Genomic DNA, 23,433 nt, shown 5'->3' on the forward strand with positions numbered 1-23,433 from the left:
TCGCCGTCAGGCTTGTCGAGTGGTGAGAAGAGGAAGGGCCGATCGTGGCTCAGCAGAGCACCGAGACCGACTGGGTCTCCAGGTTCGCGGACGAGGTCGTTGCCGAGGCGGAGCGCCGCGCCCCCGGCAAACCGATCGTCTGCGCCTCGGGCCTGAGCCCTTCCGGCCCGATCCACCTGGGCAATCTGCGTGAGGTCATGACGCCGCACCTGGTCGCGGACGAGATCCGCCGCCGGGGCTTCGAGGTCCGCCACCTGATCTCCTGGGACGACTACGACCGCTACCGCAAGGTCCCGGCCGGCGTCGCGGGCGTCGACGAGTCCTGGGCCGAGCACATCGGCAAGCCGCTGACCTCGGTGCCGGCCCCGGCCGGTTCCGCGTACGCCAACTGGGCCGAGCACTTCAAGGCCGCCATGGTCGAGGCGCTCGCCGAGCTGGGCGTGGAGTACGACGGCATCAGCCAGACCGAGCAGTACACCTCCGGTGCCTACCGCGAGCAGATCCTGCACGCGATGAAGCACCGCGCGGACATCGACGCGATCCTCGCCCAGTACCGCACCAAGAAGGCCCCGGCGAAGAAGTCGCAGAAGCCGGTCGACGAGGCCGAGCTGGAGGCCGCCGAGGGTTCCGGCGCGGCCGCCGAGGACGACGGCAGCAGCGGCTCGGCGGGCTATTTCCCGTACAAGCCGTACTGCGGCCAGTGCGACAAGGACCTGACCACGGTCACCTCCTACGTGGAGGAGACGACCGAGCTGACGTACACCTGCACGGCCTGCGGGTTCGGCGAGACGGTCCGGCTCAGCGAGTTCGACCGCGGCAAGCTGGTCTGGAAGGTCGACTGGCCGATGCGCTGGGCCTACGAGGGCGTGATCTTCGAGCCGTCGGGTGTGGACCACTCCTCGCCGGGCTCGTCGTTCGTCGTCGGCGGGCAGATCGTGCGCGAGATCTTCGACGGCGCGCAGCCCATCGGCCCGATGTACGCCTTCGTCGGCATCAGCGGCATGGCCAAGATGTCGTCCTCCAAGGGCGGCGTGCCGACCCCGGGCGACGCACTGAAGATCATGGAGGCGCCGCTGCTGCGCTGGCTGTACGCGCGCCGCAAGCCCAACCAGTCCTTCAAGATCGCCTTCGACCAGGAGATCCAGCGGCTCTACGACGAGTGGGACAAGCTGGAGGCCAAGGTCGCCGACGGCTCGGTGCTGCCCGCCGACGCCGCCGCGCACTCCCGCGCGGTCCGCACCGCCGCCGGTGAGCTGCCCCGTACCCCGCGCCCGCTGCCGTACCGCACGCTGGCCTCGGTCGCGGACATCACCGGCGGGCACGACGAGCAGACGCTGCGCATCCTCGGCGAGCTGGATCCGGCCGACCCGGTCACCTCCCTGGACGAGACCCGGCCCCGGCTGGACAAGGCCGAGTACTGGATCAACACCCAGGTCCCGGCCGAGCAGCGCACCATCGTGCGTGACGAGCCGGACACCGAGCTGCTCGGCTCGCTCGACGACCAGGCCCGCGAGTCGCTGCGGCTGCTGCTGGACGGGCTGGACGAGCACTGGTCGCTGGACGGGCTGACCACGCTCGTCTACGGCGTACCGAAGATCCAGGCCGGACTGACGCCGGAGGCCAAGCCGACGCCCGAGCTGAAGGTCGCGCAGCGCTCGTTCTTCGCGCTGCTCTACAACCTGCTCGTCGGCCGCGACACCGGCCCGCGGCTGCCCACCCTGCTGCTCGCGGTCGGCGCGGACCGGGTGCGCAAGCTGCTGGGGGCGTGAGGCCGGGCGCGGCGGGCCGTCCGTACGGACGGCGCGTACGGGTATGAGGCCCTGAGCGCGCCACTGCGCCTTTCGACGGAGTGCCGATTCGGCCCCGGGGACGACGATCCCCGGGGCCGCTCGCGTGAGGCTGGAGCCATGCGAGAAATCATCGGAGTCCTCGGCGTCATCGTCGCGATCCAGGGAGCCCTGGGCGCCCTCGGCCGGACCTTCACGGACACCACGGGCTGGGGCATCCTGCCGCACTGGTACGACCTGCCGACGCTCGCGTACGTCGGTATGGCCGCGGCCGGCCTGGCCCTCTTCGTGTGGGGGGAGGCGGGCAAGAAGCGCAGGAAGCGGGCGGGCTCGGGCGCGTAGCCGGGCGCCGCACCCGCCGCAGCGGTCCGCCGTGTCAGCCTGCCCACCGGCGTTCCGGGCGGGAAATGCCCGGAACAGACATACGTCGAACACCGGGCGGGGACTCGTGTCCCATGACGGATTCGCTGACACCGCTCGGACTGCCGGACCGTGTCCGGGCCTGCCTGTTCGATCTCGACGGCGTTCTGACCAAGACGGCCGTCGTGCACACGGCCGCCTGGAAGGAGACGTTCGACGACTTCCTGCGCCACCGGGACGGCCCCGGATACACCCCTTTCGACCCGGTTTCCGACTATGACGAGTACGTGGACGGCCGCCCGCGCGCCGACGGCGTCCGTACCTTCCTCGCCTCGCGCGGCATCGAGCTGCCGGAGGGCGGTCCCGACGACCCGCCCGACCGCGAGACCGTGCACGGGCTGGGCAACCGCAAGAACAATCTGCTGCTGAACAAACTCCGCGAGCAGGGCGCCGAGGCGTACGAAGGCTCCCGCCGCTATGTGCACGCCGTACGGGAGCAGGGGCTGGCCACCGCCGTCGTCTCCTCCAGCGCTAACTGCCGCGAGGTGCTGGAGTCCGTGGACATGGCGGGCCTCTTCGACGTACGGATCGACGGGAACGTGGCCGCCGAGCGGAAGCTGCCGGGCAAACCGCACCCCGACACCTTCCTGGAGGCCGCCAAGGAGCTGGGCGTACCCGCCTCACAGGCGGTGGTCTACGAGGACGCCCTGGCCGGGATGGACGCCGGACGGGCCGGCCACTTCGGGTACGTCGTCGGCGTCGACCGGGTCGGCCAGGCCGACGCGCTGCGGCGGCACGGCGCCGATGTCGTCGTCAAGGATCTCGCCGAGCTGCTGAAGCCCGAGCTGCTGAAGCCCGAGTTGCTGAAGCCCGAGCTGCTGAAGCCCGAGCAGCCCGCGTCCGGCCAGTCGGAGTCCTCGTCCCCGAAGGAGGGCCGCCAGGCATGATCACCCACTCCTCCTACGCCTGCGACCCCTGGCTCCTGCGCGAGACCGACCTCAACCTGGACGTGCTGCCGCAGAGCGAGTCGGTCTTCGCGCTCTCCAACGGGCACATCGGCTGGCGCGGCAACCTGGACGAGGGCGAACCGCACGGGCTGCCCGGCAGCTACCTCAACGGCGTCCACGAACTGCGCCCGCTCCCGTACGCCGAGGCCGGCTACGGCTACCCCGAGTCCGGGCAGACCGTCATCAACGTCACCAACGGCAAGCTGATCCGGCTGCTGGTCAACGACGAACCGTTCGATCTGCGCTACGGGCGGCTGCGCAGCCACGAACGCGTACTGGACCTGCGCGCCGGCGTGCTGCGCCGTACCTGCGAATGGACCTCGCCGGCCGGCTGCACCGTGCGGGTGACCTCCACCCGGCTGGTCTCCTTCACCCAGCGGGCCGTCGCCGCCGTCGCCTACGAGGTCGAGCCGCTGGACTCCGAGGTGCGGGTCGTCCTGCAGTCCGAACTCGTCACCAATGAGCAGCTGCCCGAGTCCGGCGGCGACCCCCGGGTCTCCTCGGCGCTGCACAACCCGCTGGAGGCGGAGGAGCACTTCGCCTCCGACGCGCGGCTGCGGCTGATCCACCGCACGCGCCGCAGCGGGCTGCGGGTGGCGGCCGCCGCCGACCACATCGTCGACGCCCCCGAGGGCGCCACCCGTACCGACGGCGAGAGCGGCGACGACGTCGCCCGCTTCACCGTCACCGCGCTCCTCAAGCAGGGCCAGCGGCTGCGTCTGGAGAAGACGGTGGCGTACGGCTGGTCCAGTGCGCGTTCGCTGCCCGCCCTGCGCGACCAGGTGGACGCGGCGCTCGCCGGGGCCCGCAGCACCGGCTGGCAGGGCCTGGCCGACCAGCAGCGCGCCTACCTGGACGACTTCTGGGACCGCGCGGACGTCGAGGTCGACGGTGACGCGGAGATCCAGCAGGCCGTCCGCTTCGCCCTCTTCCACGTCCTCCAGGCGGGCGCGCGGGCCGAACAGCGCGCCATTCCCGCCAAGGGCCTGACCGGCTCCGGGTACGACGGCCACACGTTCTGGGACAGTGAGACGTTCGTCCTGCCGATGCTGACGTACACCTCGCCCGGCGCCGTCGCCGAAGCGCTGCGCTGGCGGCAGAACACGATGGGCGCCGCCTGCGCCCGCGCGAAACAACTCGGCTTCCGCGGCGCCGCGTTCCCGTGGCGGACCATCGAGGGCTCGGAGTGCTCGGCGTACTGGCCGGCCGGCACCGCGGCCTTCCACGTCAACGCCGACATCGCCGACGCGGTCGTCCGCTATGTCTGCGCCACCGGCGACGAGGAGTTCGAGCGGGAGACGGCCGTACCGATCCTGGTGGAGACCGCCCGGCTGTGGCACTCACTGGGCCAGCACGACCACCACGGCACGTTCCACATCGACGGCGTCACCGGCCCCGACGAGTACAGCGCCGTCGCCGACGACAACGTCTACACCAACCTCATGGCCCAGGCGAACCTGCGGGCCGCCGCCGACGTGTGCGAACGCCACCCGCGCGAGGCCGAGGCGCTCGGCGTCGACGACGAGGAGAGCGCGTCCTGGCGGGACGCCGCCGAGGCGGTGGCCGTGCCGTACAACCGCAGCCTGCGGGTGCACGAACAGTCGGCGGGCTTCACCACCCACCAGACCTGGGACTTCTCCGGCACGCGCACCGACCAGTACCCGCTGATGCTGCACTTCCCGTACTTCGACCTCTACCGCAAACAGGTCGTCAAACAGGCCGACCTGGTCCTCGCCCTGTACAAGCGCGGCGACTGCTTCGACGACGAGCACAAGGCGCGCAACTTCGCCTATTACGAGCCGCTGACCGTACGCGACTCCTCCCTCTCCGCCTGCGTCCAGGCCGTCGTGGCCGCCGAGGTCGGCCATCTGCGCCTGGCCTACGACTACTTGGGCGAAGCGGCCCTGATGGACCTCCAGGACCTGGAGAACAACACCCGCGACGGCCTGCACACCGCCTCACTGGCCGGCACCTGGATCGCCCTGGTCGCCGGCTTCGGCGGGATGCGCCACTCGGGGCAGGGCCTGACGTTCGCACCGCGTCTCCCCGAAAAGCTCAGCCGCCTGGCGTTCTCGGTCCAGGTGCTGGGACGGCGGCTCCGCGTCGAGATCACCGCCAAGGCGGTGACGTACAGCATGGTCGAGGGGGCGCCGCTGGAGATACAGCACTACGGCGAACCGCTCACCGTCTCCGACAAGAGCCCCCAGGAACGGGAGATCCCGGAGTTCCCCGCCCGCCCGGAGCCGACTCAGCCGCCGGGGAGGCGGCCGTTGCGGAGGCACTGAGCACGCGGGGCGGCTCGGCTCGGACATGAGCCGGGCCGCTGAGGCCCTCCCCGTCCCCTCGGTCCGCTGCCGGACCGGTCCCGGGGCCGGGGAGGGACCACGAAACGAGTTACTGGTTGGCCTTGCCGACCGCCGCGACCGCTTCCTTGGCGGCGGTTTCGGCGGCCTTGAGGAGGTCGCTCGGGTCGGGTGCGTCGGCGCCGGCCATGCCCGCGCCGTTGTAGTTGACGGTGACCACGACGTTCGCGGTGCGGGCGACCACCGTCTGGTTCTTGAAGTCGGAGCCGTCCTTCTTCAGGTCGTAGGTGATCCAGGCCGACTCGTCGCCGTTGCCCTCGACCGCGCCGGTCTTGGTGTTCTTGGCGTCCTGGGTGGCCTTGGCGGCGTCCACCTGCTTCTTGTAGAAGTCGGTGGCGCGCTTCTCGCCGGTGCCCAGGGTCGGGTCGGAGTCGTAGCGCTGGAAGCCGACGTCCAGCCAGCGGTACTGGGTGCCGTCCACGCCCTGGGAGTCGGAGCTGTTCCAGGCGCAGTAGCCGCGGGCCATGGCGTCGGAGGACTTGCCCTGCTCGCCGTCGGCGTTCTTGGTCTTGGGGACCAGCTTCTTGACGGTGTCCTGGGACACGGCCTGGCAGGGGTTGGGCAGCTTCTTCAGCTTCGCGGGCGCGACGCTGGGGGAGGAGCTGCCGCTCTTGCTGGGGGTGGCGGACTTCGATGCGCCGCCGCCCGACTCCTTCTTGCCGGAGTCGTCGTCGGAGGAGCAGCCGGCGACGAGCATCACCGGTACGGCTGCGCAGGCGAGGAGGCTGGCGAGTCGCTTGGCTGAACGGTGCATGGTTCCTTCGCTGTTCGTCGTCGTTCGGCGCGTCGCACTGGACGCCGTCGGGTGCCGCGGGCGGGCCGGGTGCGGTCCGTACGCGATACGTCCTTCGGAGCGCGCGGCGACGCTGCCGCGCGCGGGGCTCGGGGGCACACGGTACGCGGAGGAAGGCGGCCGGAGGGCGATTCGTGACGTTACTCGCCGGACAAACCGGACTATTCGTTGAAGCGGTCGGCCAGCTCCTGGGCCAGCGCCTGGGCCTTCTCCTGGAGATCCCTGCTGTCGGGCAGCCTCGTCTTGTCGGCCGACCACTGGTCGTAGGAGAGGGTCACGATGACGTTCGAGGAGCGGAAGACGATCGTGACGTCCCGGTGCACACCGCTGTCCGCGGTGACCAGCTTGTCGTTGAGGAAGGCGGCGTCGGCGAGACCGTCCAGGATGCGCGGGGCGATGTCGGAGCCGGGTGTGTCGCTCGGGCTGCCGCTGGGGGAGGGGGGTGGCGAGGAGGGGGCGGGGGAGGCCTTGCCGCCTGCGGCGGTCTTGCCGGATTCCTGGTCGCCGCCGGGATTGTCGGTCCGGTCGCCGTCGGGCTTGCCGCTCTGGTCGCCCTTGTCGGAGGAGGGCGTGGGTGATGTGCTGGTGCCGCCGGACGGGAGCTGGGCGGCCAGCTCCTTCTTCCCGTAGACGTTCTGCGCCTTGTCGTCGTCGCTGACGGCGGGGTCGTAGGAGACGACCCGCTCGAAGTCCAGGGTGAGGTGGCGGGTGCCGTCGGGCGCCTCACGCTTCCAGCGGCAGCCGACCCGGCGGTCCGTGTCGTACGTGATGTCGGCGGTGCCCGCGTAGACCTTGTCGGCGTCCTGCGGGCTCTCCGTGCCGCCGGGCGGCAGCAGCCGGCGCAGGATGCCCTTGGAGGGCAGGCCGCAGGGTTCGGGGAGGGTCTTGTACTTGCCGGGCTCGGCGGACGCCGACGTGGCGGCCGCGCCGCCGCCCTTGGTGTCGGCGGAGCCGCTGCCGGATCCGGAGCCGCCGGTGCAGGCGGTGAGCGTGGCGGCCAGCGCCGCCACGGTCGCCAGCGCGGTCCCCGGTACGAACGACCTTCGCTGCACCGTTCCCGGCTCCTTCCGTAGGAAATCTGGTTGCCGCGGCCAGACGGCGGATGGACACAATGTCTACCGCACGTTCTGCCGCACACGCCGGTTCCCTGTCCTTGATCAGGCTTCTTGTCCGGCTTTTGCTATTTATTACTTTTCGGGGGAATGAGGAAGTTATGTCGTACACCGAGGTGCCCGGGGCGAAGGTTCCGATCCGGATGTGGACGGACCCGTCCACGGTCGAGGGCGCGGCCATGCAGCAACTGCGCAACGTGGCCACCCTGCCATGGATCAAGGGCCTGGCCGTGATGCCGGACGTGCATTACGGCAAGGGTGCGACGGTCGGTTCGGTGATCGCCATGCACGGGGCGGTCTGCCCGGCGGCCGTCGGTGTCGACATCGGCTGCGGCATGAGCGCCGTCAAGACCTCGCTCACCGCCGACGACCTCCCCGGCGACCTCTCCCGCCTCCGCTCCAAGATCGAGGAGGCCATCCCGGTCGGGCGCGCCATGCACGACGAGCCGGTGGACCCGGGCCGCCTGCACGGCTTGGCGACCAGTGGCTGGGACGACTTCTGGAGCCGCTTCGGCGGGGTGGCGGAAGCCGTCAGGTTCCGTGCGGAGCGGGCCGTCAAGCAGATGGGGTCGCTCGGCGGCGGCAACCACTTCATCGAGTTCTGCCTCGACGAGACCGGCGCGGTGTGGCTGATGCTGCACTCCGGCTCCCGCAACATCGGCAAGGAGCTGGCCGACTTCCACATCGGCCAGGCGCAGAAGCTGCCGCACAACCAGGGGCTGGTCGACCGCGACCTCGCCGTCTTCGTCGCGGACACCCCGCAGATGGCGGCGTACCGTAACGACCTCTTCTGGGCGCAGGAGTACGCCCGGCACAACCGCGCGATCATGATGGCGCTCTTCCAGGACGTCGTCCGCAAGGAGTTCAAGAAGGCCAAGCCGGTGTTCGAGCCGGTGATCTCCTGCCATCACAACTACGTGGCGGAGGAGCGGTACGACGGTATGGACCTGCTGGTGACGCGCAAGGGGGCGATCCGCGCGGGGAGCGGTGACTACGGCATCATCCCCGGTTCGATGGGCACCGGTTCGTACATCGTCAAGGGCCTCGGCAACCCGGCGTCCTTCAACTCCGCCTCGCACGGCGCGGGCCGGAAGATGAGCCGCAACGCCGCGAAGAAGCGTTTCTCTACGCAGGACCTGGAGGAGCAGACGCGGGGCGTGGAGTGCCGCAAGGACTCCGGCGTCGTGGACGAGATCCCTGGCGCGTACAAGCCGATCGAGAAGGTCATCGACCAGCAGCGGGACCTGGTGGAGGTCGTGGCCAAGCTCAAGCAGGTGGTGTGTGTGAAGGGGTGAGGTCCGGCGCCGCACGTACTCCGGGCTGGTGCGGCCCGGCTCCTGTCTGGTGGTGGGACTGCCGATGGCGTGGCGGGGTACCCGGACCTGTGCACGGAGAGACAGGGCCGGAGGGGTGTTGCAACCACTGCGGGTGTTTGCGACCATCCAGCACGCGCCTGCTGACGTGGCTCGAACTCGGCCTTCCGGCACACTTCATAATGGTTCATATAATCTGCACACAACAAGTACTTCCGTCGGGGGCTCTGGAGTGCCTTGATGAGTTCTTCATTCGATTCGTTCGAACGGCCGTACTTCATGAAGCCGAAATGGATCCTCCAGGACAGTCGGGCTACTGTCGCGCGGTCCTGGCTGATGAGGAAGCGGGCGAAGGAGATGCGCACGCGAGCCCAGCAGATGTGCGTCCGGAACCAGGACATCCTGGAAAGCGCTCGACGTGGCATGGAAGCGCCTCGGGCGAGTCGCGGCGCCGTCCGCTGAGCGAACGGTGGACAGGAGGCGGTGAGATGGACAGGCCGCCGCCCGCCCCCGGGCACGTGCCGGTGCCGGATGGCTGTCGGTGCCGGTCAGTCCGGGTCGCTCGACAGCCGCAGGCGGGAGTGGACCACCTGGTGCGCGATCTCGTCCGCGGTTCTCTCTTTCACGAAGGCCCGGGCCTTGATGAGGGCCAAGGCGTCCGAGAGGCTGCAGCCTTCCCGCGCTGACACCATGCCGGTGGCCTGGTGGACCACGATCTGTTGATCGATGTCCCCGTACAGCAAGGGGTCTCCGTCCGGGCCGAGCATGACCTCCTCGATGAGGGCCGACGCGGCCCGGTCGAGGTCGGCTTGTTGGGGGGGGCGCCGGCGGTCGTAGACGGCCAACGCCCCGAAGCACGTCCCCGCGACGGTGAGCGGTACGGCGGCGGCGACTCGCAGTCCGAGCCCCGAGATCTCGCGGCCGTAACCGGGCCAGCGGGTCAACAGGCCGGTGCCGGCGGCGATCACCGGGAAGCGGCTTCGGACCGCGTCGTGCGCGGGCCCTTCCCCCAGCACGTACTCCAGGTCCTGCGCCTTCCGGGCGCGTCGGTCGGAGAAGGCGACCGCCAGTTGTCTCAGGTCCGCGTCGAGCAGGACGATCGACGCGCCGTCGGCCCCGCACAGCGTGACGACGGTGTCCATGAAGAGCGGGCGGGTATGCCGGTCCTTGCTCGACCAGTTGCCCAGCCGCCGGGCGTACGCCTCCTGCATCTCCACGGCGGCGAGGTGGTAGGCAACGGCCCTGCGGTTCATTTCCGCGAGATGCCGGTGTCTGCCGGGCTCAGCGCTTGTCCGGCTCAGGCGCTCGTGAAGTTCGGCCGCATCAGCCGCGACAGCGGCACGTTGACGTGCTGCTGCGGCTCGTCGCCACGCGGCTTCCGCGTCTCTGCGAGCTCGTCCTTCGGCCACCTTCCCAGGCTACGCCCGCACCGTGCGGTGTCATACGGACACGGAAAATCGGCCTGGCATTGGGCAGCGACTCTGCCCGTCTTTGTGGCTTCTCTTTCCTTCCCGCAGAGATAAGCGGTGATTACTGAACACCATTGCTAACTTGGTGACACCGAGGACAACAGAGGCGCCAGGAAGGAAAACCGCCGGGACCGGCCGGTGCCGGGCCCCGCGGCGTCAGGGCCCGGCACCGGCGTGTCATGAGGCGGCCGATTCGTATCCTCGGGGTGTCACAGGCCGATCAGCGCCCGTACGGGCATCCGGGTGTCGGCCAGCGGGCGGACCGCCAGCCGCACCAGTGCCCTGGCGTTGTCGTCGCCCGCGGTGCGGTTGGTGCTCAGCTCACCGCAGGCCAGACACTGGTGGACCAGCAGCCATTCGCCGTCCGGCCGGGTGGTCAGGCACAGGGCCCGCATCCGGCCGCCGCAGTCCGCGGCCCGGTCGCCCGGTATCTTGCGGTCCACGTGGCGGCTGGCCAGGCAGTGCGGGCAGTGGTTGCGGTGGGCGGTGCCCGGTGCGGCCAGCGGAACCTCCAGGCGGCATCCGGCACAGCGGAAGGTGTCGCCGGACGCGCCGCCCGGCCCGTGGAGGACGCCCTTGGGCCGCTGGGCGCGGCGCCGCTGACCGGAGTTGCTGCGTCGTGGCATGTCGTCGTCCCCCGCCCTACAGGTCGCCGAACGCTTCCAGCGGGAACGACGGATGGGCCAGTGGCCGGACCGCCATCCGCATCAGGATCAGCTGGTTGTCGTCCGGGGAGACCGGGTTGGACGTCAGCTCGTCGCAGCGGGTGCACCGGTGGATCACCATCCAGTCGTCGGTGCGCAGCACCGCGATGGCGATGGGCGACATCCGGCCCCGGCAGGCGGACGGGCCGCCCTCGGCCGCGTCCCGTACGTGCCGGGAGTGCAGACAACTGGGGCAGTGGTTGCGGCGGTTGCCGTCCGGGGCGAGGGTGGTGACGGTCAGCCCGCAGCGGACGCAGGTGAAGGTGTCGGTGCGCGGCAGCGGCTTCGGACTGTGGGTGTTCTTGGAGCTGTTGGACAGCACTCGGGGACTCCTTGCCGGAAAACGTGGGTCATGGCAGCGGGAGCAGGCCGAGCGGCCTCGGTCGTACGGGCAGTGGACGGCACCGCGCGAAGGCGGGTGCGGCCGGCCCGGCATGGCGGACGGCGGCCGTCAGACGGTGAAGGTCAGCGGCGGGGTTCGTCCGCGCGGTGGTGAGGCGCGCTCAGCGCCGGCCGGGGCATAGACACTGCTTTCCAGGGCGAGGCCCGAGAGAGGGGACGCGTGCGGGCAGGCGCACGCGCGCCGACGCGCAGGTGCGCCGGCTCAAAAAACGGTACGGGCGGGGGCGGGGGCGGCGCCAGCGGTTTTTCCGGGGGCGGCGCCCTGGGGCCCGGCTTGCCTGGCGGCGCCCTGGTCCCCGGCCTCCCGGGCGGGGCCCAGGGCGCGCGTCGGTCCTCACGCCGTGCGGTGCACCTTGGTGTTGGACGCCTGGGCGCGGGGGCGGACGACCAGGAGGTCGATGTTGACGTGGGGCGGGCGGGTGACGGCCCAGCCGATGGTGTCGGCGACGTCGTCGGCGGTCAGGGGGTCGGCCACGCCCGCGTAGACCTTGGCGGCCTTGGCGGTGTCGCCGCGGAAGCGGGTGGTGGCGAACTCGTCGGTCTTGACCATGCCGGGGGCGATCTCGATGACGCGCACGGGCTCGCCGCACAGCTCCAGCCGGAGCGTCTCGGCGATGACGTGCGCGCCGTGCTTGGCGGCGACATAACCGCCGCCGCCCTCGTAGGTGCCGTGTCCGGCGGTGGAGGAGACGACCACGACCGTGCCGTCCCCGGAGGCGGTCAGGGCGGGCAGCAGGGCCTGGGTGACGTGGAGGACGCCGAGGACGTTGACCTCGTACATGGTGCGCCAGTCGGCCGGGTCGCCGGTGGCGACGGGGTCGGCGCCCAGCGCCCCGCCGGCGTTGTTGACCAGCACGTCCACCGAGTCGTGGTGCTCCCGGAGGTGCGCGGCGAAGGCGTCCACCGCGGCGCGGTCGGTGACGTCGAGCCGGTGCGCCTCGGCGTCCGGCAGCTCGGCGGCCAGCGCCTCGATGCGCTCGGTGCGGCGGGCGGCGAGGACGACGCGGTAGCCCTCGGCGGCCAGCCGGCGGGCGGTCGCGGCGCCGATGCCGCTGCTGGCTCCGGTGACGACGGCGGTACGGGTACGGGGGCGGTCGGCGGGCGCGTCGGGTACGGCGGTCATGCGGCGGGCTCCTCGGGCGCTGCGGGCGTCGGTCGTGGTGCCTACGCAGGATAGGCGCGGGTCAGCGGCCCCTGGGCGCGTACATGATCACGGCCATGCCGGCCAGGCAGATCAGTGCGCCGGCCACGTCCCAGCGGTCCGGGCGGTAGCCGTCGGCGACCATGCCCCAGGCCAGCGAGCCCGCGACGAAGACACCGCCGTACGCGGCGAGGATGCGGCCGAAGTCGGCGTCCGGCTGGAGCGTGGCGACGAAGCCGTACACGCCGAGGGCTAGCACGCCCGCGCCGATCCAGACCCAGCCGCGGTGTTCGCGCACACCCTGCCAGACGAGCCAGGCGCCGCCGATCTCGAAGAGGGCGGCGAGGACGAAGAGGGCGGCGGAGCGGGCGATGAGCATGGGGCCAGCGTAAGGACGGGGGCGGTTGTCAGTGGTGTGTGAGAGTTTCGGGACATGCTCATCGAACGCGCGTACGTGGATCTCTCCGAGGAAGCGAGGGCGGAGTCCGGGGACAGCTGGCCCTGGACGGTGCCGTGCGTGCGCCGGTTGGCCACGGACGGGCTGAAGTTCCGCGCGCCGGTCACCTTTCTGGTGGGAGAGAACGGCTCGGGCAAGTCGACGCTGGCCGAGGCCCTGGCGGAAGGCTTCGGGCTCGACTCGTACGGCGGCTCGGCCGGTTACAAGTACGCCAGTTCGCGCGAGCCGTCCGTGCTGGGCCAGGCCATCCGCTTCGACGCGACGGCGGTGGGCCGCCGGATGGTCCGCGGGCCGCGTACGCGCCGGCGCGGCTTCTTCCTGCGGGCCGAGACGGCCTTCGACGTGCTCGGCCGGGCGCGGTTGTCGGGGGCGCCGGAGGAGATGAGTCACGGCGAAGGGTTCCTGATGGCGTTCCGGGAGAAGTTCCGGCAGCCGGGACTGTATGTGCTGGACGAGCCGGAGGCCGCGCTGTCGTTCTCCTCCTGCCTGGAACTGCTCGGGGTGCTGCACGAGTTGCGCCGCGGCGGCGCCCAGGTCGTCTGCGCCACCCACTCTCCGCTGCTCACGGCCCTGCCCGGCGCGGAGATAGTCGAGGTCGGTGAGCACGGCATGCGGTCGGTGGAGTGGGACGACGAGCTGGCCCTCGTCGACCACTGGCGGCGCTATCTCACCGACCCTCGGGCGTATCTGCGGCACATCATCGACTGAGTCGGAAACGATGCCGGGGAGCGATGCCCTGGAGTGGTGTCGCGAGTGTTGTCCGGAAGCGGGGATTGACGGGAGAGAGGGCCGGGCCGGCGGTCGCCGCTGCGTGAAGGGCGAACCACTGGCCAAAAACCGTACGGGGCGTCACATGCCCTGGCCGGGCCCCTTGTCAGGCGGCAGAGGCGTCCCTAGATTCCCCTTCTACCGGGGGGTACGACGCTGACGACAACGGATGACCGCCTCGCATTCCGTGCGGTGTGTCCGGGTGCGCGCCGACGCGCCCGGCCCGCCCCGCGTCTTCGGGGACCGGTCTCATCTTCCATCGCGCGCGACCGCACGGACTTCGGTGGCGGGCGGCGGGTACCGGGCAGCTGCGGGATCCGGTCCGGCCGTCAGGCCCGGCGAGCGTCCGTCCGCCCGGCCCGGGGACGGCCGGGCGTACCGGGCGGCGCGGGCCCGTTCCCCGTTCATGGCCGGGGGACGGGTCCGCGCGGGGCCGCACCGGATGCGGCACGGCGTGCCGGTCAGGACCGGGCCAGGGCGCGGGCCGCGGCCCGGTCCGAGCCGGTCCAGCGGCCGAGGGCGCCGCGCAGGGACGCGGCGCGTACGTCCGGATCGGCGGCGTCGGTGGCCCAGGCGATGTAGCCGTCGGGACGTACGAGGAGCGCGGTACGCCGGTCGCCGGCCCAGGCGGCCCGGACGAGGCGGGGGGCGGCGGAACCGCCCTCCGCAGCGGTCCCGTGGTGCGACGGTCCGTCGTGCGGCGCCCCGGCGTCCGGCAGCGCTTCGGCCCTCGGCAGCCCTTCGGTCCCCGGCAGCTCCTCGTCCCGCGGTACGACGAGGACGAACGCGCCGCCGCGCAGCGCCTCGTACAGCCGGGTGCCGCCCGCCAGTCGCAGGTCGGGGGCGCGCTTGCCGGTGAGCGGGTGGGCGCCGCGCTCGGCCCGGTAGGAGATGCCCACCCCGCTGATGTTCCCCAGCGCCCGGTCCGCCAAGGGCGGCGCCACGTTCAGCAGCCCGGCGACCGACGCGCGCAGCGCCCGCGCCGGCGCGCTGCGCAGCTGGGCTGCCCGGATGAGCGTGCCGCTGCTGCGCAGCACCATCTTCCCCACCGGGTGGCGCTCGGCTTCGTAGCTGTCCAGCAGGCTGTCGGCCGCGTCGCCGCGCAGTACGGCGGCCAGTTTCCAGCTGAGGTTGGCGGCGTCCTGGAGTCCGGTGTTCATGCCCTGGCCGCCGGCCGGGGAGTGGACGTGCGCGGCGTCGCCCGCGAGGAAGGCGCGGCCGACGCGGTAGCGCGGCACCTGGCGCTCGTCGCTGTGGAAGCGGGAGGTCCAGCGCACCTCGCTCATCCCGTAGTCGGTGCCGAGGGCGAGGCGCAGGTAGCTGCGGACCTCTTCGGGGTCGACGGGGGAGTCCTCGGGGATCTGCCGGCGGCGGTCCCAGCCGACGACGCGGTACCAGCCGTCGCCGAAGTTGGCCACGACCGCGATGGCGTCGCCGTCGGCGTTGCCGACCATCGGGAGGTCGGGCTGCTCGTCGAGCCGTACGTCCGCGAGGACGACGGAGCTGACCACGGCGCGGCCGGGGAAGGGCAGGCCGAGCGCCTTGCGGACGGTGCTGCGCACGCCGTCCGTGCCGACCAGGTAGGACGCGCGGTACGTCGTGGTCGTCCCGTCGTCCTCCTGTACGCGGGCCTGGACGCCGTGGGCGTCCTGGTCCAGGCCGGTCACCCGGGCCCCGTACCGGAAGGTGACGCCGGCCTTCTGCGCGCGCCGCTCCAGCAGCCGCTCGACCTCGTACTGCGGAGTGATCAGCACGAACGGGAAACGGGAGGGCAGCCGGGTCGGCTTCAGGACGACGCCGCCGAAGAGCCGCATGCTCCGCAGCGCGTGGCCGCTCGCCACCAGTTCGTCGGCGAGGCCGCGCGCGTCGAGCTGTTCGAGGCTGCGGGCGTGCACGGCCATCGCGCGGGTCAGGTTGCTGAGGCCGGGGGCGCGGCGCTCCAGCAGGGTGACGCGCAGGCCGGCGACGGCGAGGTCCCCGGCGAGCAGCAGGCCGGTGGGGCCGGCGCCGACCACGAGGACGTCGGCGGGCTCGCCGGTGTGCGCGGTGGTCGCGGGGTGCGTGGAATTCGGGTCGTCGGTGGTGCCGGGATCGCGGGACATGGCCGCCTCCAATGCCAACACTTGTTTGCCAACGGTTGTTGGTCAACGCTTGTTGGCAACGATAGAGCCGGGCCGCTGGCCGGTCAACAGCTGTTGGCCTACAGTCGTTGGCATGGCTGAGACCCAATCCTCCCCGTCCGCACCGGACGCCGCGCCGGACCGCCCCCGCCGCTCCGACGCCACCCGTGCCGCGATCCTCGAAGCCGCCCGCGAGCGCTTCGCCGCCGACGGCTACGAACGCGCCACCATCCGGGCCGTCGCCCGGGACGCGGGCATCGACCCGTCGATGGTCATGCGCTACTACGGCAACAAGGCGGGCCTGTTCGCGGCGGCCTCCGAGATCGACCTGAAGCTGCCCGACCTGACGTCCGTCCCGCGCGATCAGCTCGGCGCCATGCTCGTACGGCACTTCCTCGACCGCTGGGAGCGCGACGAGACGCTGACCGCGATGGTGCGCGTCGCCGTCACCAACGAAGCGGGTGCCGAACGGCTGCGCGGCGTCTTCGCCGAACAGATCAGACCGGCGCTCGCGGCGGTGTGCGCCGTCCCGGAGAAGGCCGAGTCCCGCGCGGCGCTGGTCGGCTCCCAGCTCGTGGGCATGGGCATGCTGCGGTACGTCCTGGTGCTGCCGCCCGCCGCCGCCCTCGGCCGCGAGGAGGTCGTCAGCTGGCTGGGGCCCACCATCCAGCACTATCTGACGGCCGAGCACCCGTAGAGCCGGTGGCGTGATCCGGCCGGGAACCTGCCCCGACCTGCCCATGACGCGCCAGGCTTCGGTGATCTGCGGACGCGGCGGCACCGCCGTTCTACGGTGGTGGCCGCACCAGCCGTACGTGCCGCCGTACCCGCAGAGGACCGGGAAGGAGACGCATGGCCCGGCAACCGTCCGTGTCACCGTCGCCCCAGGAAATCGTCGAACTCTACGGACTGGAGCCGCTGCCCAGAGAGGGCGGCCGCTACCGGCAGACCTGGGCGGGGCCCGAACGCCCCGACGGACGGCCGGAAGGCACCGCGATCGTCGTCCTGCTCACCGCGGAACCCGACGGGCACAGCGCTCTCCACCGCCTGCCCACCGACGAGGTCTGGCACTTCTACCTCGGCGACCCGCTCACGATGCTGCTGCTGGACCCGTCCGGCGGCACCCGGATGGTCATCCTCGGGCCGGACGTGCTGGGCGGCCAGCACGTCCAGTTCACGGTGCCGGCCGGCACCTGGATGGCGGCCGAGGTCGCCGACGGCGGCGCCTGGTCGCTGTTCGGCTGCACCATGGCGCCGGGCTTCACCTTCGACATGTACGAGCACGGGGACGCCGCCGAACTGGCCGCGCGCTACCCCCAGGAGGCGGCGCGCATCACCGCGCTGTCCCGCCCGTGAGCGCGCCCGTCGGCAGCCCGCGGCTGCCCTCCCTCGCGGGCCAGGTGGCCCTGGTCACCGGCGCGGGCGGCGGCCTCGGCAGCGGCATCGCGCTGCGCTTCGCCGCGGCGGGCGCCGCGGTCGTCGCCCACTACCGGACGAACGCCACCGCCGCCGAAGCACTCGTCTCGCGCATCGAGGAGCAGGGCGGCAGCGCGCTTGCCGTACGAGCCGACCTGTCCGCCGAGGAGGAGTGCCACCAACTGGTGCGTACGGCGGCGGAGTGGCGCGGCCGGCTCACCGCCCTGGTGAACAACGCGGGCGTGCAGCCCGTCCAGGACCTTGCCTCCATGACCGTCGACGACTGGCGCGCGGTCAACGACACCAACGTCCTGAGCGTCTTCGCCTGCACCCAGGCCGCCGCCGCGGTGATGCGGGACGGCGGAGGCGGCTCGGTCACCCACATCGCCTCCATCGAGGCGCACCAGCCCACCGCCGCCCACGCCCACTACTGCGCGTCCAAGGCGGCCGTCGTGATGCACGCGCGCACGGCCGCGCTGGAGTACGGGCCCGACGGCATCCGCGTCAACAGCGTCTCGCCGGGCCTGATCGACCGCGACGGCCTGGCGGAGTCCTGGCCGGACGGTGTGAACCGCTACCGGCAGGCGGTACCGGCCGGCCGGCTCGGCCGCCCCGAGGACATCGGCGACGCGTGTGTCTTCCTCGCCTCGCCGATGGCCGCATGGGTGACCGGGCACGACCTGGTGGTGGACGGCGGGGTGTCGGCCAGGCCCACCTGGTGACCGCGCACTTGATGTCCGCCCGTCCCGCACCGCCCGCCCGGCCCCGGCGGGCTACTTGCCCTTGGCCGCGCCGCCACGCTCCGCGCGGTACCGCTTGTCGTAGCGGTCCTGGCGGATGCGGCGCTCCCGGTAGGCGCGGTACTCCGCGTCGTAGCTCAGGTAGCCCTGGCGGAAGCGCACGGCCAGATAGAGCAGGACGGCGGAGGCCAGCCACCACACCGGATTGGCGAACCCGGCGGCGACCGTCAGCAGGAACGAGACGAGCAGAAGTGGGAACACTGCGTACCTCCCACAGTGTGCGGTGATCGGAAGCGCCCCGCCGGGGCGCTTCTAGGCCACGGCCCCGGCCGGTGGGCCGGGCGGTTCGGCGGCCGGGGTGCCGGTCGCGGTGTCCAGGCCGGAGAAGACCGGCAGCAGCCGGTTCAGGCCACTGGCCTGCAACGCCGCGAGGACGACCGGGCTCGGCTGGACGAGACGCAGGTCACCGCCCTGCGCACGGGCCCGCCTGGCCGCCGCGACGAGCGGGCCGAGGGCGAGCGCGCAGCAGTCGGTGACCTCGGACAGGTCGACGATCAGCAGGCTCCCGGGAGCGCGGGGCAGGCGCCGCAGGCGTTCGCGCAGGGTGGGCAGCGTCGCCAGGTCCACCCGGCCGCGGACGATGAGGACCGCGAAGTCGGTGTCGGTCACGGGGACCGACGGCGCCTCGCCCGTCGCGGGCTCCGGCGGCACGGCCGGCGCGGAGGTCCGCGCCGGTGCGTGCCGGGTGTGGTGGCGGGTCGGCACCCGCGTGCCCACCGCGCCGGCGCGCGGGAAGTCGAGGGACGTTCCGGGATCTGCCATCAGCACGCGCCTCCTCGGGGCGGACGGGCTTCCGCGCTGCCGGGGACTCGGGCTGCACCGTCCAGGATAGTGCGGGGCGGGTGGCGCGAACAGCGTGCGTGACCGACCGGTCGGAGGCGGGGGCGCCCTGACGGCGCGTCACCCGTACGGCGCGCGCCGCCCGGAGCCGCCGTCCGTGACCCTGCGGCCGAGGCCCCGGTCACCCGCCGCCGAGCCCCGCCGGGGCCCGGCAACGGCCCGTCGCCTGACAGCTTTCAGCAGGTCACGGCCACACCAGGCAGTACGCCTGGTGCCCGGCGTCATGCAGCCGGTGGGAGAAGTCCTGCCACTCGTGGAGCAGCTGGTAGACGGTGAAGGCGTCCCGGGGGCCGCCGCGGTCGGGGACCGTGGACCAGATGAAGGCCGCGGCGCCCACCGACTCCTCGCCGACGCCGCGCAGCGGGTCGACGACCGTCATGGGGAGCTTGACGACGGCGTAGTCGGGATGGAGGACGACCAGTTCGAGCGGCGGGACCTTGTGCAGCGGTATGCCTTCTATACCGGTGAGGACCATCGCGGCCATCGTCTCCGGCTTGATCTTCGTGAACATGCCGCCCATGCCGAGTTCGTCGCCGCCGAGCTCTTCGGGCCGCATCGAGATCGGCACGCGCGCCGCCGTGGCACCGTTCGGCGCGCCGAAGTATTTGTACGTCACCCCCATGCGGCCGCCTCTGTTTCCCCCGCCTTTGATCTCCTCGCGCCGGTGGCGGCCCCGCTGGTCGCGCTCAGGACCCCGGTCATCGGTGCCCTCGCCCAGTCCGCCACCGCGATGCATATCTCCACCCGACCACTCGCAGCCCCAGCCGCGCAACCCGATCATCGTCTCAGAGACCTCCCCCGTCACCGGCGCGCGAAACGCCCGGCCGCGCGCCCCCGTGCGCCTCTGAGACCATTGCTTGCGTGACTTACTCGTACGTTGCCCCAGTTTTGCAGACCCGCGGGGTCTGACACCTGGTCGGTAGCGAGGGGATTTCCGCTCCGCGCTCCGCCCGGGTGCCGCCGCCGGCCGCCGCCCCTTCCTACATTTGCGCAGGTCAGGATCACAGTGCCTTTTCCCTATGAAGCCCCAGTTTCGCAGACGCTCTTCGACCGTGCGGCCGTTGTGACGCCGGGCGGGGTGAACTCTCCCGTGCGCGCGTTCGGCGCCGTGGGCGGTTCGCCCCGGTTCATGGTGTCCGGTACCGGTCCGTACCTCACCGACGCGGACGGACGCGAGTACGTCGACCTCGTGTGCTCGTGGGGCCCGATGATCCTCGGGCACTCCCACCCCGAGGTGCTCGCCGCCGTCCAGGAGGCCGTCGCCCGCGGCACCTCCTTCGGCACGCCCGGCGAGGGCGAGGTGGAGCTGGCCGAGCGGATCGTGGACCGGATCGACCCGGTCGAGCAGGTCCGGCTGGTCTCCTCCGGCACCGAGGCGACGATGTCCGCCATCCGGCTGGCGCGCGGCTTCACCGGTCGCACCAAGGTCGTGAAGTTCGCCGGCTGCTACCACGGGCACGTGGACGCGCTGCTGGCCGCGGCCGGCTCCGGCGTCGCCACCTTCGGGCTGCCGGACACGCCCGGCGTCACGGGCGCCCAGGCCGGTGACACGATCGTGCTGCCGTACAACGACATCGAGGCCGTACGGGCCGCCTTCGCCGCGCACCCCGGCGAGATCGCCTGCGTGATCACCGAGGCGGCGGCCGGCAACATGGGCGTCGTCCCGCCGCTGCCCGGCTTCAACCAGGGCCTGAAGGACCTCTGCGCCGAGAGTGGCGCGCTCTACATCTCCGACGAGGTCATGACCGGCTTCCGGGTCAGCCGCACCGGCTGGTACGGCATCGACGGCGTCCGGCCCGACCTGATGACCTTCGGCAAGGTCATGGGCGGCGGCTTCCCGGCCGCGGCGTTCGGCGGGCGCGCCGACGTGATGGCGCACCTCGCCCCGGTCGGCCCGGTCTACCAGGCGGGCACCCTGTCCGGTAACCCGGTCGCCACGGCCGCGGGCATCGCCCAGCTCAAGCTGCTGGACGAGGCGGCGTACGCGACGGTCGACGCGGTCTCCGAGCAGGTGCGCTCGCTGGTCGCCGACGCCCTCACGAAGGCGGGCGTCGCGCACCGCCTCCAGGTCGCGGGCAACATGTTCTCGTTCGCCTTCACCGACCAGGACGTGACCGACTACGCCTCGGCCAAGGCGCAGGAGGCGTTCCGCTTCACCGCCTTCTTCCACTCGATGCTGTCCCAGGGCGTGTACCTGCCGCCGTCCGCGTTCGAGTCCTGGTTCGTCTCGACCGCCCACGACGAGCGGGCGGTCGAGCGGATCGCCGCCGCCCTGCCGGCGGCCGCGCGGGCCGCCGCCGAAGCGAGCGCGTGAGCGCGGCGGACGGCGGAGCGGACCGGAAGATGGGTGACATGAACAGCGAAGACATCACCGTCGTACATCTGATGCGGCACGGCGAGGTGCACAACCCGGAGGGCGTGCTGTACGGGCGGCGGCCCGGCTACCACCTCTCCGAGCTGGGCCGGACCATGGCCGACCGGGTGGCCGAGCACCTGGCGGGACGGGACGTCACGCATGTCGTGGCGTCCCCGCTGGAGCGGGCGCAGGAGACCGCGGCGCCGGTCGCCAAGGCGCACGGCCTGGACCTGGCCACCGACGAGCGGCTGATAGAGGCGGCCAACGTCTTCGAGGGCAAGACCTTCGGGGTCGGTGACGGCGCGCTGAAGAAGCCCGGCAACTGGAAGTACCTGACCAACCCGTTCCGCCCCTCGTGGGGCGAGCCGTACCTGGAGCAGGTCGTACGGATGATGGGGGCGCTCGGCGCGGCGCGCGACGCGGCCCGCGGGCACGAGGCGGTGGCGGTCAGCCACCAGCTGCCGATCTGGATCGTGCGCAGCTTCGCCGAGCGGCGGCGGCTGTGGCACGACCCGCGCAAGCGGCAGTGCACCCTCGCCTCGCTGACCTCGTTCACCTTCCGCGGCGACAAGATCATTTCGGTGGGTTACAGCGAGCCGGCCATCGATCTGGTGCCGGCGCACCTGCGGGCGGGTGCCAAGCCGCAGGCCGGTAAATCCAAGGCCTTCGGAGCGTGACGCCGGACCGGCTTTTCGCATCTTGTGGTGTGAGGGACGCGAGAGGCCGGTGTGACGCAAGGCCAATAACAAGTAAAAAATTAAAATTGCGCCATTAGTCCGGAACCTCCGTGTTCGCCAAACCCTCTTACTCAATGTCCGTTTATACGGATATTGAGTGTGACGAGTACGGATGGGGACGACGGTATGCGCGCGATCAGTCGGCGGAACGTGCTGGGCATGGGAGTGGGGGCGGCCGCGGCGCTCGGCGTCGCGGGCTGCTCGACCGGCTCCGGTTCCGGGTCCGCCTCCGGCGAGGACAAGAACGCCGTGCAGGCCAAGGCCAAGCCGATCGGCGACGGCTCGACGGCCGACTCGGGCCCGCAGCCGCACCAGCCGGAGAAGCCGCGCCGGCTGGAGCCCGGCGAGACCCCGCCGCAGTTCGTGATCTTCTCGTGGGACGGCGCGGGCGAGGTCGGCAACGGCCTCTTCCCGCGCTTCCGCAAGCTGGCCAAGGACCACAACGCGGCCATGACCTTCTTCCTCTCCGGGCTCTACTGTCTCCCGGAGTCGAAGAAGCACCTCTACCGCCCGCCGAACAACAAGGTCGGCGCCTCGGACATCGGCTACCTCTCCGACGAGCACATCAAGGCGACCCTGAAGAACGTGCGGGAGGCGTGGCTGGAGGGCCACGAGATCGGCACCCACTTCAACGGGCACTTCTGCGGCGAGGCCCGTACCTCGGTCAAGCACTGGACCCCCGCCCAGTGGCAGTCCGAGATCGACCAGGCCATGGACTTCGTCACCAAATGGCGGACGAACACCGGTTTCACCGATCTCGAACCGCTGCCCTTCGACTACCGGAAGGAACTGATCGGCGGCCGTACGCCCTGCCTGCTCGGCCAGGAGAACCTGCTGCCCACCGCCAAGAAGCTGGGCTGGCGCTACGACGCCAGCTCGCCGGGCGGCCTGCAGATGTGGCCCAAGAAGAAGATGGGCATCTGGGACTTCCCGCTCCAGCAGATACCTTTCCCCGGACACCGGTTCGAGGTCCTTTCCATGGACTACAACATCCTCGCGAACCAGTCCAAGAACTCCACCAAGGGCCCGCCCGCCAACTACCCGCACTGGCGCAAGGAAGCCACCGGCGCCTACATCAAGGGCTTCGAGCGGGCCTACGAGACCAACCGCGCGCCCCTGTTCGTCGGCAACCACTTCGAGCAGTGGAACGGCGGCCTCTACATGGACGCCGTCGAGGAAGCGCTCAAGCACATCGCCGACGAGAAGCGCAAGGACGTGCGCCTGGTCTCCTTCCGGCAGTTCACCGACTGGCTCGACGCGCAGGACCCGAAGGTCGTGGCCAAGCTCCAGGGCCTGCCGGTCGGCCGGAAGCCCACGGGCGGCTGGAAGACGTTCCTCTCGGGCGCCTGAGAGGCGGAGGTACGGGCCGGGGCCGTGCGCCCGGCCCGTACCCGCCCACGCGCCTCCTGGGTCCGTACCTGCCGACAGGCACGAGCGGGCCGACGCGGCTCGCGACGGTCCCCGCAACCCGCCTGACGTGCCCCGACA

23 protein-coding genes are annotated in these 23,433 nt (G+C 71.6%); 12 read left to right on the top strand and 11 right to left on the bottom strand.

All coding sequences use genetic code 11. From position 1 onward, the window contains the following. The first annotated feature begins 44 nt into the window (after nt 1-44). The 4 genes from lysS (at nt 45) to OEIGOIKO_RS22520 (ending at nt 5,439) form a co-directional block, all read left to right on the top strand. Nucleotides 45-1,769, top strand: a complete 1,725-nt coding sequence (lysS, locus tag OEIGOIKO_RS22505) for a lysine--tRNA ligase (protein WP_125055550.1) — start codon at nt 45-47, stop codon at nt 1,767-1,769. 138 nt (nt 1,770-1,907) lie between these two features. Further along, complete coding sequence (locus OEIGOIKO_RS22510) at nt 1,908-2,129, top strand: hypothetical protein (protein WP_246177490.1); 222 nt, start codon at nt 1,908-1,910, stop codon at nt 2,127-2,129. Nucleotides 2,130-2,242: 113 nt separating this feature from the next. Further along, nucleotides 2,243-3,094, top strand: a complete 852-nt coding sequence (locus OEIGOIKO_RS22515; protein ID WP_246177491.1) for an HAD family hydrolase — start codon at nt 2,243-2,245, stop codon at nt 3,092-3,094. Beyond that, nucleotides 3,091-5,439 carry a glycoside hydrolase family 65 protein gene (locus OEIGOIKO_RS22520; protein WP_125055551.1) on the top strand — a complete coding sequence of 783 codons (2,349 nt, stop codon included), beginning with the start codon at nt 3,091-3,093 and terminating at the stop codon, nt 5,437-5,439. Before OEIGOIKO_RS22515 ends, OEIGOIKO_RS22520 begins: the two co-directional genes overlap by 4 nt. A gap of 109 nt (nt 5,440-5,548) precedes the next feature. Here the strand turns inward: OEIGOIKO_RS22520 and OEIGOIKO_RS22525 are convergent, their stop codons facing one another. Beyond that, nucleotides 5,549-6,271, bottom strand: a complete 723-nt coding sequence (locus tag OEIGOIKO_RS22525; protein ID WP_125055552.1) for a DUF3558 domain-containing protein — start codon at nt 6,269-6,271, stop codon at nt 5,549-5,551. A 200-nt stretch (nt 6,272-6,471) separates the two neighbouring features. After that, nucleotides 6,472-7,362 carry a hypothetical protein gene (locus OEIGOIKO_RS22530; protein WP_125055553.1) on the bottom strand — a complete coding sequence of 297 codons (891 nt, stop codon included), beginning with the start codon at nt 7,360-7,362 and terminating at the stop codon, nt 6,472-6,474. A 161-nt stretch (nt 7,363-7,523) separates the two neighbouring features. Here OEIGOIKO_RS22530 and OEIGOIKO_RS22535 point away from each other — a divergent pair, with 161 nt between their 5' ends. Further along, nucleotides 7,524-8,717 carry an RtcB family protein gene (locus OEIGOIKO_RS22535; RefSeq protein ID WP_125055554.1) on the top strand — a complete coding sequence of 398 codons (1,194 nt, stop codon included), beginning with the start codon at nt 7,524-7,526 and terminating at the stop codon, nt 8,715-8,717. A gap of 566 nt (nt 8,718-9,283) precedes the next feature. On the opposite strand, the gene OEIGOIKO_RS22540 is transcribed toward OEIGOIKO_RS22535, so the two are convergent. The 5 genes from OEIGOIKO_RS22540 to OEIGOIKO_RS22560 all read right to left on the bottom strand — a co-directional run bounded on the left by OEIGOIKO_RS22540 (nt 9,284) and on the right by OEIGOIKO_RS22560 (nt 12,830). Then, nucleotides 9,284-9,988 carry a GAF domain-containing protein gene (locus OEIGOIKO_RS22540; RefSeq protein ID WP_125055555.1) on the bottom strand — a complete coding sequence of 235 codons (705 nt, stop codon included), beginning with the start codon at nt 9,986-9,988 and terminating at the stop codon, nt 9,284-9,286. A gap of 425 nt (nt 9,989-10,413) precedes the next feature. Beyond that, nucleotides 10,414-10,830: an RNHCP domain-containing protein gene (locus OEIGOIKO_RS22545; protein WP_125055556.1), complete on the bottom strand. Its 417-nt coding sequence runs from the start codon at nt 10,828-10,830 to the stop codon at nt 10,414-10,416. A 16-nt stretch (nt 10,831-10,846) separates the two neighbouring features. After that, nucleotides 10,847-11,227, bottom strand: coding sequence for an RNHCP domain-containing protein (locus tag OEIGOIKO_RS22550; protein WP_218040063.1), 381 nt, complete (start codon nt 11,225-11,227; stop codon nt 10,847-10,849). Between the two features lie 417 nt (nt 11,228-11,644). Next, nucleotides 11,645-12,433 (bottom strand): SDR family oxidoreductase, encoded by a 789-nt coding sequence (locus tag OEIGOIKO_RS22555; protein WP_125055558.1) that lies wholly within the window; start codon nt 12,431-12,433, stop codon nt 11,645-11,647. 61 nt (nt 12,434-12,494) lie between these two features. Then, entirely contained in the window at nt 12,495-12,830 is a 336-nt protein-coding gene (locus OEIGOIKO_RS22560; RefSeq protein ID WP_125055559.1) for a YnfA family protein, read from the bottom strand. A 54-nt stretch (nt 12,831-12,884) separates the two neighbouring features. Between OEIGOIKO_RS22560 and OEIGOIKO_RS22565 the strand changes: the two genes are divergently transcribed. After that, nucleotides 12,885-13,616: an AAA family ATPase gene (locus tag OEIGOIKO_RS22565; RefSeq protein WP_125055560.1), complete on the top strand. Its 732-nt coding sequence runs from the start codon at nt 12,885-12,887 to the stop codon at nt 13,614-13,616. 521 nt (nt 13,617-14,137) lie between these two features. Here OEIGOIKO_RS22565 and OEIGOIKO_RS22570 read toward each other — a convergent pair. After that, a complete protein-coding gene (locus tag OEIGOIKO_RS22570) occupies nt 14,138-15,778 on the bottom strand; it encodes an FAD-dependent monooxygenase (RefSeq protein ID WP_125055561.1) in 1,641 nt (546 codons plus the stop codon). A 112-nt stretch (nt 15,779-15,890) separates the two neighbouring features. Between OEIGOIKO_RS22570 and OEIGOIKO_RS22575 the strand changes: the two genes are divergently transcribed. The 3 genes from OEIGOIKO_RS22575 (at nt 15,891) to OEIGOIKO_RS22585 (ending at nt 17,934) form a co-directional block, all read left to right on the top strand. Beyond that, nucleotides 15,891-16,493: a TetR/AcrR family transcriptional regulator gene (locus tag OEIGOIKO_RS22575; protein WP_125055562.1), complete on the top strand. Its 603-nt coding sequence runs from the start codon at nt 15,891-15,893 to the stop codon at nt 16,491-16,493. 155 nt (nt 16,494-16,648) lie between these two features. Next, nucleotides 16,649-17,152, top strand: coding sequence for a cupin domain-containing protein (locus OEIGOIKO_RS22580; RefSeq protein WP_125055563.1), 504 nt, complete (start codon nt 16,649-16,651; stop codon nt 17,150-17,152). Beyond that, nucleotides 17,149-17,934 (top strand): SDR family NAD(P)-dependent oxidoreductase, encoded by a 786-nt coding sequence (locus tag OEIGOIKO_RS22585; RefSeq protein ID WP_125055564.1) that lies wholly within the window; start codon nt 17,149-17,151, stop codon nt 17,932-17,934. The genes OEIGOIKO_RS22580 and OEIGOIKO_RS22585 overlap by 4 nt, the downstream gene beginning before the upstream one ends. Nucleotides 17,935-17,985: 51 nt before the next feature. Here OEIGOIKO_RS22585 and OEIGOIKO_RS22590 read toward each other — a convergent pair whose 3' ends face one another. From OEIGOIKO_RS22590 to OEIGOIKO_RS22600, 3 genes are all read right to left on the bottom strand, one after another. After that, the gene (locus OEIGOIKO_RS22590; protein ID WP_050510721.1) at nt 17,986-18,213 is read right to left on the bottom strand and encodes a hypothetical protein; all 228 of its coding nucleotides are present in this window, start codon (nt 18,211-18,213) and stop codon (nt 17,986-17,988) included. 51 nt (nt 18,214-18,264) lie between these two features. Next, nucleotides 18,265-18,774, bottom strand: a complete 510-nt coding sequence (locus OEIGOIKO_RS22595) for an STAS domain-containing protein (RefSeq protein WP_125055565.1) — start codon at nt 18,772-18,774, stop codon at nt 18,265-18,267. A 262-nt stretch (nt 18,775-19,036) separates the two neighbouring features. Next, nucleotides 19,037-19,588, bottom strand: a complete 552-nt coding sequence (locus OEIGOIKO_RS22600) for a hypothetical protein (RefSeq protein ID WP_078624706.1) — start codon at nt 19,586-19,588, stop codon at nt 19,037-19,039. A 270-nt stretch (nt 19,589-19,858) separates the two neighbouring features. On the opposite strand from OEIGOIKO_RS22600, the gene hemL reads away from it, so the two are divergent. The 3 genes from hemL to OEIGOIKO_RS22615 all read left to right on the top strand — a co-directional run bounded on the left by hemL (nt 19,859) and on the right by OEIGOIKO_RS22615 (nt 23,295). After that, nucleotides 19,859-21,166 carry a glutamate-1-semialdehyde 2,1-aminomutase gene (gene hemL / locus OEIGOIKO_RS22605; protein ID WP_125055566.1) on the top strand — a complete coding sequence of 436 codons (1,308 nt, stop codon included), beginning with the start codon at nt 19,859-19,861 and terminating at the stop codon, nt 21,164-21,166. 38 nt (nt 21,167-21,204) lie between these two features. Continuing rightward, on the top strand, nt 21,205-21,885 hold the full coding sequence (locus OEIGOIKO_RS22610) for a histidine phosphatase family protein (protein ID WP_125055567.1): 681 nt from the start codon (nt 21,205-21,207) through the stop codon (nt 21,883-21,885). A 186-nt stretch (nt 21,886-22,071) separates the two neighbouring features. After that, nucleotides 22,072-23,295, top strand: coding sequence for a polysaccharide deacetylase family protein (locus OEIGOIKO_RS22615; protein ID WP_125055568.1), 1,224 nt, complete (start codon nt 22,072-22,074; stop codon nt 23,293-23,295). Nucleotides 23,296-23,433 lie beyond the last annotated feature (138 nt).

It is taken from the genome of Streptomyces paromomycinus (assembly GCF_003865155.1).
Lineage (GTDB): Bacteria > Actinomycetota > Actinomycetes > Streptomycetales > Streptomycetaceae > Streptomyces > Streptomyces chrestomyceticus.

What these genes read in the sequence shown, in the direction of transcription:
- OEIGOIKO_RS22510 (WP_246177490.1), top strand. Translation starts at nt 1,908, where the DNA reads ATGCGAGAAATCATCGGAGTCCTCGGCGTCATCGTCGCGATCCAGGGA.
- OEIGOIKO_RS22515 (WP_246177491.1), top strand. Translation starts at nt 2,243, where the DNA reads ATGACGGATTCGCTGACACCGCTCGGACTGCCGGACCGTGTCCGGGCC.
- OEIGOIKO_RS22520 (WP_125055551.1), top strand. Translation starts at nt 3,091, where the DNA reads ATGATCACCCACTCCTCCTACGCCTGCGACCCCTGGCTCCTGCGCGAG.
- OEIGOIKO_RS22525 (WP_125055552.1), bottom strand. Translation starts at nt 6,271, where the DNA reads ATGCACCGTTCAGCCAAGCGACTCGCCAGCCTCCTCGCCTGCGCAGCC.
- OEIGOIKO_RS22535 (WP_125055554.1), top strand. Translation starts at nt 7,524, where the DNA reads ATGTCGTACACCGAGGTGCCCGGGGCGAAGGTTCCGATCCGGATGTGG.
- OEIGOIKO_RS22540 (WP_125055555.1), bottom strand. Translation starts at nt 9,988, where the DNA reads ATGAACCGCAGGGCCGTTGCCTACCACCTCGCCGCCGTGGAGATGCAG.
- OEIGOIKO_RS22545 (WP_125055556.1), bottom strand. Translation starts at nt 10,830, where the DNA reads ATGCCACGACGCAGCAACTCCGGTCAGCGGCGCCGCGCCCAGCGGCCC.
- OEIGOIKO_RS22555 (WP_125055558.1), bottom strand. Translation starts at nt 12,433, where the DNA reads ATGACCGCCGTACCCGACGCGCCCGCCGACCGCCCCCGTACCCGTACC.
- OEIGOIKO_RS22560 (WP_125055559.1), bottom strand. Translation starts at nt 12,830, where the DNA reads ATGCTCATCGCCCGCTCCGCCGCCCTCTTCGTCCTCGCCGCCCTCTTC.
- OEIGOIKO_RS22565 (WP_125055560.1), top strand. Translation starts at nt 12,885, where the DNA reads ATGCTCATCGAACGCGCGTACGTGGATCTCTCCGAGGAAGCGAGGGCG.
- OEIGOIKO_RS22570 (WP_125055561.1), bottom strand. Translation starts at nt 15,778, where the DNA reads ATGTCCCGCGATCCCGGCACCACCGACGACCCGAATTCCACGCACCCC.
- OEIGOIKO_RS22575 (WP_125055562.1), top strand. Translation starts at nt 15,891, where the DNA reads ATGGCTGAGACCCAATCCTCCCCGTCCGCACCGGACGCCGCGCCGGAC.
- OEIGOIKO_RS22580 (WP_125055563.1), top strand. Translation starts at nt 16,649, where the DNA reads ATGGCCCGGCAACCGTCCGTGTCACCGTCGCCCCAGGAAATCGTCGAA.
- OEIGOIKO_RS22595 (WP_125055565.1), bottom strand. Translation starts at nt 18,774, where the DNA reads ATGGCAGATCCCGGAACGTCCCTCGACTTCCCGCGCGCCGGCGCGGTG.
- OEIGOIKO_RS22600 (WP_078624706.1), bottom strand. Translation starts at nt 19,588, where the DNA reads ATGCATCGCGGTGGCGGACTGGGCGAGGGCACCGATGACCGGGGTCCT.
- OEIGOIKO_RS22610 (WP_125055567.1), top strand. Translation starts at nt 21,205, where the DNA reads ATGAACAGCGAAGACATCACCGTCGTACATCTGATGCGGCACGGCGAG.
- OEIGOIKO_RS22615 (WP_125055568.1), top strand. Translation starts at nt 22,072, where the DNA reads ATGCGCGCGATCAGTCGGCGGAACGTGCTGGGCATGGGAGTGGGGGCG.